Below are 10,967 nucleotides of genomic sequence, written 5' to 3'. Positions count from 1 at the left end.
CACCATGTCCCTGAACGATCTCGATTCCCGCAAGTCCCGCCTGTCCGATGCGCAGCGTGCCGCACTGGCCCTGAGGCTCCGGGGCGTATCCGGTGCACCCGCTGCATCTGACGCAGGTGGTGCAGGTGGCCTGCCGGACGGCGACACCCGCAACACGGCCCATACCATCACCCGCTGCGACCGCACGCTGGCCATTGCCCTGTCCCCCGCGCAGCGCAGCCTCTGGCTCACCTGGCGGCTGGAGCCCGCCAGCCCCGCCTACAACATGGTGGGATCGCTGTCGCTCAAGGGGCCGCTGGATGCGCTGGCGCTGGAGCAGGCGCTGCAGGCCCTGGCCGAGCGCCACGAGATCCTGCGCACCTGCTATCCGGCCGGCGAGGACGGCGAGCCCCGGCAGTCCATCCAGCCCGCCGCGCCCGTGCCCCTGCGCCATGTCGATCTGGGCGCATGGACGGACGGCGATCCGCAGGCCGAGGCGCAGCGCCAGGTGCTGCTGCTGGCCCGCCAGCCCTTTGCGCTGGACACGGAAACGCCATTGCGCGCCGTCCTGTGCCGGCTGGGCGCGCAGGAGCATGTGCTGGGCCTGTCGCTGCACCACATTGCGGGCGATGGCTGGTCCAACGGCATCGTGGTCGAGGAGCTGTTCCACCTGTACGAGGCCCTGCGCACGCAGCAGCCATCGCGCCTGCCGGCCATGGCCCTGCAGTTCGCCGACTATGCCGTCTGGCAGCGCCGCTGGTTCGATGCCGGTGAGCGCGAGCGGCAGCTGGCCTACTGGCGCGCCCGGCTGGGCACCGAGCATGAGGCCCTGGCCCTGCCGATGAAGCAGGCCAGGGCGGCCGTGCAGGAGGCACAGGAGCAGCGCCTGGAGTTCACGCTCCCCGCTGCACTGGCCACCCGCGTGCGTGCCCTGGGCCGCGCGCATGGCGCCTCGCTGTTCATGGTGATGCTGGCCCTGCTCAAGCTGGTGCTGTACCGCTTCAGCGGCACGCGCGAGCTGCGCGTGGGCACGCCGGTGGCCAACCGCCAGAAGGCCGAGACGCATGGGCTGATCGGCTACTTCCTGAACCTGCTGGTGCTGCGCACGCACATCGATCCCGCGCAGGACTTCGGCGCGCTGCTGGCGCAGGTGCGCGAGGCGGTGCTGGGCGCGCAGGCCCACCAGGACCTGCCGTTCCACCTGCTGGTCGAGGCGCTGCAGCCGGCCCGCCAGCCGGGCGTTCACCCGCTGTTCCAGGTCAAGTGCACCCAGCAGGAGGATGCCTCGGCCGCGCGCCACATCGCCGGCCTGGAGATCGCCATGCAGGCCGTCTCCAGCGGCCAGGCGCATTTCGACCTCAGCCTGGACTTCACCGACCGGCAGGACGGCATCGACTGCGTGCTGATCTACGCCGATGAACTGTTCGACCAAGCCGTGGTGCGCGACATGGCGGCCGCATTCCAGGACCTTGCGCGGCAGGTCAGCGGCGCTATGGGCGCCATGGGCGAGAAGCAGCCCAGGCTGGGCGAGCTGTCGCTGCCAGGCCGCGTGTCGGAGTCTGCAGGCCCGGTGCAGGCCTTTGGCACCGACAGCGTGCTGCAGCTGTGGTCGCGCGCAGTGCAGGCCCATCCCGATGGCACGGCGGTCAGGGATGCGGGCTCGGCCCTGGACTACGCGCAGCTGGACCGGCAGTCCGACCAGCTGGCCCGGGCCCTGGTGGCGCGCGGCGTGGGTGCTGATGTGCGCGTGGCCCTGCATGCCGAGCGCAGCTGCGCCTTTGTGCTGGGCCTGCTCGCCGTGCTCAAGGCCGGTGGCACCTATGTGCCCCTGGACCCCTGCCTGCCGGCGCAGCGGCTGGCCTGGCAGCTGCGCGACAGCGGCGCGGTGCTGATGCTCTGCCAGCAGGCGCCCGCCTGGGACGCGGGCGTTCCCCTGCTGAGCCTGGACCTGAATGCCTGCCAGGAGCCGTGCATTGCGGGGCAGGCGCCGCCGGCCGCGCCGCCGCATTCCGCACAGGGCGCCTATGTGATCTACACCTCAGGCTCGACCGGGCAGCCCAAGGGCGTGGTCGTCAGCCACGGCGCGCTGGCCCACTATGTGCAGGCCGTGCTGCAGCGGCTGGACCTGCCCGATGCGGCGCGCAGCATGGCCATGGTCTCGACCGTGGCGGCGGACCTGGGGCACACCGTGCTGTTCGGCGCGCTGTGCTCGGGGCGCGCGCTGCATCTGATGGCGCCCGAACTGGCCTTCGACCCCGACGGCTTCGCGCGCTACATGGCAGAGCACCGCGTGGACGTGCTCAAGATCGTGCCCAGCCATCTGCAGGGGCTGCTGAATGCCGGCATGCCCGCTGACGTGCTGCCTGCCAGCCGCCTGGTGCTGGGCGGCGAGGCCACGCGCTGGCCGCTGGTGGACCGCATCGCCGCGCTCAGGTCCGGCTGCCGCGTGCTCAACCATTACGGCCCCACCGAAACCACGGTGGGCATCCTGACCCAGGAGGCGGGCGAGGCGCTGCGCGGCGGCGAAAGCCTGCCCGTGGGCAGGCCGCTGGCCAATAGCCGCGCCCTGGTGCTGGATGCCGACCTCCAGCCCGTGCCCCTGGGCGCCAGCGGCGAGCTGTACCTGGGCGGGCCGGGCCTGGCGCGCGGCTACCAGGCCCGGCCCGGGCAGACGGCAGAGCGATTCGTGGCCAGCCCGTTCCGGCCGGGCGAGCGCCTGTACCGCACGGGCGACCGCGTGACCATGCTGGCCGATGGCAGCCTGCAGTTCCTCGGCCGCATGGACGACCAGGTGAAAGTACGCGGCTACCGCGTGGAGCTGCGCGAGGTGGCGCTGGCGCTGCAGGCCGTGCCCGGCGTGGCCCAGGCCGAAGTCGTGGCGCGGCTGGACGGGAATGGGGATGGGGGCGGGGACGGGCGCATGCAGCTGCATGCCTATGCCGTGCCCCAGGCCGGCGTGCCCGCCGACAGGCCGGGGTGGGCCGCAGCGCTGGCGCAGGCGCTGCCCGAGTACATGGTGCCCGCCAGCATCACCGTGCTGGAGGGCATGCCCCTGACGGCCAACGGCAAGATCGACCGCAAGGCCCTGCCCGTGCCGGAGCAGGCGGCCGCCGATCTTTTCGAGGCGCCGCAAGGCGAGGCCGAGCAGGCGCTGGCCGCCGTCTGGGCCGACCTCTTCGGCCTGGAGCGCGCGGGCCGGCATGACGACTTCTTCGCGCTGGGCGGGGACTCCATCCTCGCGCTCAAGCTGGTGGCGCGCGCCCGCAAGCGCGGCGTCAAGCTCACGCCCAAGCAGCTGTTCACGGGCAAGACGCCAGCGGGTGTGGCACGGCTGGTGGAGGGGCCGGTTGCCAGCGCCGAGCAGACCGAAGGCGCGGCGCCCCTGCCCAGGGCCGACCGCAGTGGCCCGCTGCCGCTGTCCTTTGCGCAATTGCGCCAATGGTTCCTGTGGCAGCTGGAGCCGGCCGGTACGGCCTATCACATCAGCGGCGCGCTGCGTCTGCTGGGCACGCTCGATGTGCTGGCGCTGCAGCAAAGCTTCGACGCGCTGGTGGCGCGCCACGAGTCGCTGCGCACGGTGTTCCGCATGGGCGGGGACGGGCAGGTGGTGCAGGTGATCGCCGCACAGGGCGGTGTGCGGGTCGAGCAAACGGATCTGTCCGAACTCCCCGCTGCGCAGCGTCAGGAACAACTGCACCAGGCGGCGGCTGCCGTGCACCGCCAGCCCTTCGACCTGCAGGCCGGGCCGCTGCTGCGCGTGGGCCTGATCCGGGAGTCGGCCGAGGCGCATCTGCTGGTCGTGGCCATGCACCACATCGTCTCCGACGGCTGGTCCATGCAGATCATCGTGGATGAATTCGTGCAGCAGTACCGCGCACGGTGCCAGGGACAGGTGCCGCAGGCCGCCCCCCTGCCGCCGCTGCAGTACGCCGACTACGCGGCCTGGCAGCGCCAGTGGCTGGAGGCCGGCGAGCGGCAGCGGCAACTGGCCTACTGGCGCGCCCAGCTGGGCGATACGCACCCCGTGCTGCAACTGCCCACCGACCACCCGCGCCGGCCCGGCGCGGACCATGTGGCCGCCAGCCATGGTCTGCAGCTGCCGGCCGATCTGGTCGGCAGCCTGCGCCGCCGCGCCCAGGCGCAGGACGCAACGCTGTTCGTGCTGCTGCTGGCCGGCCTGCAGGCCGTGCTGCACCGCTACACGGGCCAGGAAGACATTCGCGTGGGCGTGCCCATTGCCAACCGCCACCGGGTGGAAACACAGGGCACGGTGGGCTTTTTCGTGAACACCCAGGTTCTGCGCGCCACGCTGGACGGGCGCATGGGACTGGCGCAACTGCTGGACCAGGCCCGGCAGGCCGCCCAGGGCGCGCAGGCCCACCAGGACCTGCCCTTCGAGCAACTGGTCGAGGCGCTGCAGCCCGAACGCAACGCCGGCACCCAGCCGCTGTTCCAGGTGCTGTTCAACCACCAGCGCCAGGACCGCAGCGCGCTGCAGCAACTGCCTGGGCTGGAGCTGCAGGAATATGCGCTGCAGGGGCAGGGCGCCCAGTTCGAGCTGACGGTGGACACCACCGAGGATGCGCAGGGCTGCCTGCATCTGCGCCTGACCTATGCCCGCGAATTGTTCGAGGCCGCCACCATCGGCGCGCTGGCCGATCACTATGTGGCCATGCTGCAGGCGCTGGCCGATGATCCGACCCGCAAGGTGGGCGAGGTCGCCTTGCTGGGTGCGGCCGAACTGCACAGGCAGCAAGCATGGGGCCGCGCCGCCGGCCTGCCTGCCGGCCGGACGGCCGCAGCGCAGACGCTGCACGGCCGCTTCGCCAGCCAGGCATTGGCGCGAGCCGGGGCGCAGGCGCTGTCCTTCGAGCACCACGTTCTCGGCTACGCCGAACTCGACGCCCAGGCCAACCGCCTGGCCCACCGCCTCATCGCCCTGGGCGTGCGGCCGGAGACGCGCGTGGGCATTGCCATGCAGCGCTCGGTGGAGATGGTGGTCGGCCTGCTGGCCATCCTCAAGGCCGGTGGCGCCTATGTGCCGCTGGACCCGGACTACCCGACCGACCGGCTGGCGCACATGGTGGCCGACAGCGGGATCTCTCTGGTGCTGACGCAGGCTGCGGTGCGCGAGCGCATTCCCGGCGCTGCTGCGCTGCAGGTGCTGGAGATCGACATGCTGGACCTGTCGGGCGAACCCGGTACCGATCCGCAGGTTGAAGTGAACCCGGCCAGCCTGGCCTATGTGATCTACACCTCGGGCTCCACGGGCCGCCCCAAAGGCGCGCAACTGAGCCACCGCAACGTGGCACGGTTGCTGGACGCCACCGATGCCTGGTTCGGCTTTGGGCCTGACGATGTCTGGACCCTGTTCCATTCCTACGCCTTCGACTTCTCGGTCTGGGAGATCTTTGGCGCGCTGTGCACGGGCGGCCGGTTGGTGGTGGTGCCGTACTGGGTCAGCCGCTCGCCCCAGGACTTCCTGGCTTTGCTGCGTGCGGAGCGCGTAACGGTTCTCAATCAAACACCTTCGGCCTTTGGGCAACTGGTGTATGCGGTTGAACAGGAAGATGTGAACGAGCAGGGCGGCGCTGGCCTGGCGCTGCGCCATGTGGTCTTCGGCGGCGAGGCGCTGGAGCCCGAGAGCCTGCGGCCCTGGTTCGACCGCTTCGGTGACCAGAGCCCCCAACTCGTCAACATGTACGGCATCACCGAGACCACGGTGCATGTGACGTACCGGGAGATCACCCGGAAGGATCTGGAGGGCGGACGCAGCCCCGTGGGCGTGGCGATTCCGGACCTGGGCCTGTACGTGCTCGACGGCAGCCTGAACCTGCTGCCTCAGGGTGTGGCCGGGGAGCTGTACGTGGCGGGCGAGGGCTTGGCACGCGGCTATCTCAACAGGCAAGGACTGACGGCAGAGCGCTTCATTGCCAACCCCTTCGCGGAGTCCGGCGAGCGCCTGTACCGCACGGGCGACCTGGTGCGCTGGAACGCTCAGGGCGAACTCGAATACCTGGGCCGTGCCGACCAACAGGTCAAGATCCGGGGCTTCCGCATCGAGCTGGGCGAGGTGCAGTCGCAACTGCTGGCCCAGCCTGAAGTGCGTGAGGCGGTGGTGCTGGCCAAGCAAAGCGCAGGCGGGGCGCGATTGGTGGCCTATGTCTCGCTGAATTCGCCAGCCGAAGACGGTTGGCTCAAGGACCGGCTGGGCCATGCGCTGCCCGACTACATGGTGCCCTCGGCCATCGTCGTGCTTGACGCCCTGCCTTTGACGGCCAACGGCAAGGTGGACCGCAAGGCCCTGCCCGAGCCGGAGATGGCGAGTGCACAGGAATACGAGGCACCGCAGGGCGAGTTGGAAGAAACGCTGGCGCAGATCTGGGCGGACGTGCTGGGCGTGGAGCGCGTGGGACGGCAGGACGGCTTCTTCGAGCTGGGCGGGCATTCGCTGCTCGCCCTGGGCCTGCTGGAGCGCGTGCGCGCCCAGGGCCTGCGCGTGCAGGTGCGCACGCTGTTCCAGCATCCGAGGCTGGCGGAGTTTGCGCAGGCGGTGCTGCAGGAGCAGCAGGGTGAGCAAGGGGAGCAGGTGACCGGCGAGATCGATGTGCCGCCCAACGGCATCCCCGAAGGCTGCACGGCGATTACGCCGGACATGCTGACCCTGGTGGCGCTGGATGAAGATGAGATTGCTCGCATTGCCGCTGCGATGCCCGGTGGCGCAGCCAACATCCAGGACATCTACCCGCTGGCGCCGTTGCAGGAGGGGATTCTGTTCCACCACCTGCTGCAGTCCGGGGGCGATGTGTTCGTCTCGCCCAACCTGCTGAGCTTCGGGACGCGCGAGCAGCTGCAATCCTTCGTGCACAGCCTCAACCAGGTGATTGCGCGCCATGACATCCTGCGCACGGCCGTGCTCTGGGAAGGGCTGTCCGAGCCGGTGCAGGTGGTGCTGCGCCAGGCACCGCTGCAGCTGCAGTGGCCTGATGCGGATGAGGCGCATGGGTCGCATGAGGTGCATGAGGCACATGAGGCGCTGGTGCCGCAGATGCTGGAGCAACTGGGCAGCCACGACCTGCGCCTGGACGTGCGGCAGGCGCCGATGATAGGGGCGCGGGCCGCGCACGATGCCGGGCAAGGCCGCTGGCTGCTGCAGCTGCTGAGTCACCACCTGGTGATGGACCGCATCACGCTGGACCTGCTGCTGCAGGAAGTGCTGCGGCTTCAGCAGGGCCGTGCGGCCGAGCTGCCGGTGCCCGTGCCCTTCCGGCGCTTTGTGGCGCAGGCGCGCCAGGGCGTGGCGGCCGAGGCGCACGAGCGGTTTTTCCGCCGCATGCTGGCCGATGTGCAGGAGCCCACGGCCGCCTTCGGCCTGCTGGATGTGCAAGGCGATGGCCGTGGCATGGAGGAGGCCCGCCTGCGGTTGGACGCCCCACTGGCCCAGGGCATGCGCCGCCAAGCGCGTGCGCACGGGGTCAGCCCCGCCGCGCTCTGCCACCTGGCCTGGGCGCTGGTACTGGCCCGCACCAGCGGCAGGCAGGAGCCGGTCTTCGGCACCGTGCTGATGGGCCGCATGGACGGCGGCGCCGGTGCGCAGCAGGCGCTGGGCATGTTCATCAACACCTTGCCGCTGCGCCTGCCGCTGGGCGAAGGCAGCGTGCTCCAGGGCCTGCGCAGCACGGCGGCGGCGCTTGCGGCCCTGCTGCAGCACGAGCATGCCAGCCTGTCGCTGGCTCAGCGCTGCAGCGGCCTGCCTGCGGGAACGCCGCTGTTCAGTGCATTGCTGAACTACCGGCATGGCGCGGCAGAGGGTGCTGCGCAAGAGCTGGCCCGGGCCGGCGTGCAGGTGCTGGGCCGCCCCGAGCGCAGCAACTATCCCGTGGGCATGGCCGTGGATGACGACGGCCAGGGCTTTGTGCTCGTCGCCCAGGTGGTGCGCAGCGTGGGGGCCGGGCGCGTCTGCGCCTACATGCAGCAGGCCCTGCAGGCGCTGGTGCAGGCGCTGCAGCAGCAGCCCGGCTGCGACCTGCGCACGCTGGACGTGGTGCCCCCGGCCGAGCGCCAGGCGCTGCTGGCGCAGGCCTGCAACCCCCGGTCCTGGCCGCAGGCCTTGCCGGTGCACCGCATGTTCGAGGCGCAGGCAAGGCAGCAGCCCCAGGCCCCGGCGCTGACCGCGGACGGGCAGGTGTTCAGCTACGACGATCTGGATCGGCGGGCCAGCCGGCTGGCGCAGGCCCTGATCGCCCAGGGGCTGCGGCCCGGGCAGCGCGTGGGCCTGGTGGCCGAGCGCGGGGCCGCCATGGTGGCCGGCCTGCTGGCCATCCTCAAGGCGGGCGCCGCCTACGTGCCCGTCGATCCGGCCCTGCCCGATGAGCGCATGCAGTACATGCTGCAGGACAGCGGGGCCTGCCTGGTGCTGGCCTCGGGCCTGGCGCCGGGCCGGCTGGCCTTGCTCGCCGCCAGCGTGCCGAAGGTGCTGGAGCTGGAGGTACTGGAGGCATCGGAGCCATCGGAGCCATCGGAGCCAGGGCCGCAGGCAGGCACGGAACGCGCGCCCCGCGTCGAGGTGCATGGCGACCAGGCGGCCTATGTGATCTACACCTCGGGCTCCACCGGCCGGCCCAAGGGCGTAGTGGTGCGGCATGCGGCCTTCTCCAACTTTCTGCAGTCCATGGCGGCACAGCCGGGCCTGCAGGCGCAGGACGTGGTGCTGGCCACGACCTCCGTGTCCTTCGACATTGCGGGCCTGGAGATCTTCCTGCCCCTGGCCGTGGGCGCGCAGTTGGTGGTAGCCGGGCGCGAACAGGTGCGCGACGCGGCCGCGCTGGCGGCGCTGCTGGAGCGCAGCCGCGCCAGCGTGATGCAGGCCACGCCCTCGGGCTGGCGCCTGCTGCTGGCCGGTGGCTGGAAGGCGGCACGGCCCCTGAAGGCGCTGTGCGGCGGCGAGGCGCTTGCGCCGGACCTGATTGCCCTGCTGCGCGCGGCGGGCGTGGACCTCTGGAACCTCTACGGCCCGACCGAGACCACGATCTGGTCCAGCCTGCAGCAGGTGCAGGGCGATGCCGCCACGCTGGGCCAGGCCATCGCGGCCACCCGGCTGCTGGTGCTTGACGAAGGACTGCGCTGCGTGCCGCAAGGCGTGGCCGGGGAGCTGTTCATTGGCGGCCAGGGCCTGGCGCGCGGCTACTGGCAGCGGCCGGGCCTGAGCGCAGAGCGTTTTGTGGCCGATCCTTTCGCGGGACCGGGCGCGGCTGGCGAACGCCTGTACCGCACGGGCGACCTGGTGCGCCGCAATGCCGATGGCGCGCTGGAATACCTGGGCCGGCTGGACCACCAGGTCAAGATCCGCGGCCACCGCATCGAGCTGGGCGAGGTGGAGGCCGCACTGCTGGCCCAGCCCGAGGTGCGCGAGGCCGTGGTCACGGCAGCGGGGTCCGGCAGTGATACGCGCCTTGTGGCGCACGTATCTCTACATGCATCGCTACATGCGTCGCTACATGCACCGCTGCATGCAGGCCCTCCCCTGGACGCTGCGGCACTGCGCGCAAGACTGGCCAGCGGCCTGCCCGACTACATGCTGCCGTCCGCCATCGTGGTGCTGGACACGCTGCCGCTGAACAACAGCGGCAAGGTGGACCGTGCCGCGCTGCCTGCGGCGCAGGCACCGGCCGGCCAGTCCTACGAGGCGCCTTCGGGGCAGGCCGAGGAAATGCTGGCCGGGCTCTGGTCCGAGCTGCTGGGCGGTGGCCGCGTGGACCGCCGCGACAGCTTCTTCGAGCGCGGCGGGCACTCGCTCAAGGTGGTGCAACTGCTGGCGCGGCTGCAGGGGGCAGGCGCTGCGGGGCTGACCGCCCATGACATTTTCCGCACCCCGGTGCTGCAGGACATGGCGGGCCTGGTGCGCCTGCCGGCCCCTGGCGGCGCGGGTGCTGCGGGTGCAACAGGCACGACAGGCGCGGACGCGCAGGCGCTCGATGCGCTGGATTCCTTTCTCGAAACTCTGGGAGATATCTGATGGACCGTGGCCGCCTGCGCCAAATCGCCGAGCGCTTTGCAAGCCTGAGCCCTGCCCAGCGCACGCTGGCATTGCAAAAGATCCGGGCCGAGGGACTGGATCTCTCGCATTTCCCCATCCCGGTGCGCGCACCATCGTCTGACCAGACCGAAGCCCTGTCCCATGCGCAGCTGCGCCAGTGGTTCCTGTGGAAGCTGGACCCGCAAAGCTCGGCCTACCACATCGCCCAGGCCTCGTGGATGCATGGCGAGCTGGATCTGGCGGCCTTGCGGCAGGCGTTCGGCGTGCTGCTGGAGCGCCACGGTGGACTGCGCACGGTGTTCGAGGAAAGCCCCGACGGCCTGGCGCGGCAGCGCATCGTGTCGCAGCTGGCGCTGGAGCTTCCGCTGATCGACCTCAGCTCCTTGCCCGCCGCGCAGCGCCACGACCGGGCTCTGGCCGAAGCCGAGCGCCTGTGCCTCGCGCCCTTTGACCTGACGCGCGGCCCGCTGCTGCGCGTGGCCGCCGTCCGCCTGGACAGCCGCCAGCACCTGCTGGTGGTGGTGATGCACCACATCATCTCCGACGGCCGCTCCATGCAGATCCTGCTGGAGGAATTCGCCGGCCTGTACGCGGCACTGGTGCAGCAGCGCCCGACCCGCCTGCCGCCGCTGCCCATCGCCTACACCGACTACGCCGCCTGGCAGCGCGACTGGCTGGAGGCCGGGGAAAGGCAGCGCCTGCTGGACTACTGGCTGCCCGAACTGGCCGGGGGTCAGGACCTGCATCTGGAGCTGCCCGCCGACCATGCCCGCGCGCCGGGCGCCGAGACCCGCTGGCATGCCGCCTGGCACCGGCTGGATCTGCCCGCCAGCCTGGTGGCCGGACTGGAGCAGCGCGCCCGCGAGCAGAGTACCTCCCTCTTCGTGGCGCTGCTGGCCGGGTTCCAGGCCCTGCTGCACCGCTATACCGCCGAGACCGATATCCGCGTAGG

Annotated in this window: 2 protein-coding genes (1 of these 2 cut by a window edge); both read left to right on the top strand. The window is 71.1% G+C overall.

The annotated features are described in order from the left end of the window. Window positions 1-4 precede the first annotated feature (4 nt). Window positions 5-9,994 carry a non-ribosomal peptide synthetase gene (locus tag A4F85_RS05040; protein WP_063325846.1) on the top strand — a complete coding sequence of 3,330 codons (9,990 nt, stop codon included), beginning with the start codon at window positions 5-7 and terminating at the stop codon, window positions 9,992-9,994. Continuing rightward, window positions 9,994-10,967: the 5' end (the start) of a non-ribosomal peptide synthetase gene (locus A4F85_RS05035; protein ID WP_063325845.1), read on the top strand. The gene runs 17,569 nt beyond the window's last position; the window shows 974 of its 18,543 coding nt (coding positions 1-974); the start codon lies at window positions 9,994-9,996; its stop codon lies beyond the right edge, outside the window. The genes A4F85_RS05040 and A4F85_RS05035 overlap by 1 nt, the downstream gene beginning before the upstream one ends.

Source organism: Delftia sp. GW456-R20 (genome assembly GCF_001622915.1).
GTDB lineage: Bacteria > Pseudomonadota > Gammaproteobacteria > Burkholderiales > Burkholderiaceae_C > Comamonas > Comamonas acidovorans.
This window is presented reverse-complemented; position numbering and strand designations above follow the sequence as displayed.

Coding starts and splice junctions, on each gene's coding strand:
- A4F85_RS05040 (WP_063325846.1), top strand. CDS start 5: ATGTCCCTGAACGATCTCGATTCCCGCAAGTCCCGCCTGTCCGATGCG.